At 36.3% G+C, this 504-nt stretch carries 1 pseudogene; it reads right to left on the bottom strand.

Annotated features, from left to right (window positions below):
* A pseudogene (locus tag M1R56_RS10035) lies at positions 1-504 on the bottom strand (hypothetical protein); the annotation flags it as partial.

Consider the following 504-nt stretch of genomic DNA (forward strand, 5'->3'; position numbering starts at 1 on the left):
CTCCAACTTTAACAGTTTGGTCCTTAGCTTTTGGCTCGTTCTTATCTGCATCTGTTGGTTCTTCTGGTGTACTTGGTGTTTGAGTTACAAATTCTGACAATGGTTTTGTATCTGTTGAACCATCTGTATATGTTACTACAAGATTTCCTTTGCCATCGTTTGTGACTGATTTAATCTTACCATCTTTATCAACTGGAGTATTTTTTGCGATATTCGCATCGTCATTGTCCTTGTTGTACTCAAGTTTCAGTTTTTTTTCGATTTTAGCTAAGTCATCTTTTGTTACATTAGTTGGATCTGCTACTTCAACTTTATCAGCTGGAGTTGCAATATCGTACTTATCTGTTTGAGATTTAACGATGAAGTGAACATATCCTGGTGTCTGAGTTGCATTAGGGTTTTGATCTAATGCTCTAAAATCAGTAGCTGATGGTGCATTATCATTGTCATTAGCAACAACAAAACTTGTCCAATGGTTTGGAGCTTTAAGTGTTGTAACACCTG

The organism is Streptococcus sp. oral taxon 431, from assembly GCF_023115445.1.
In the GTDB taxonomy this organism is placed as follows: domain Bacteria; phylum Bacillota; class Bacilli; order Lactobacillales; family Streptococcaceae; genus Streptococcus.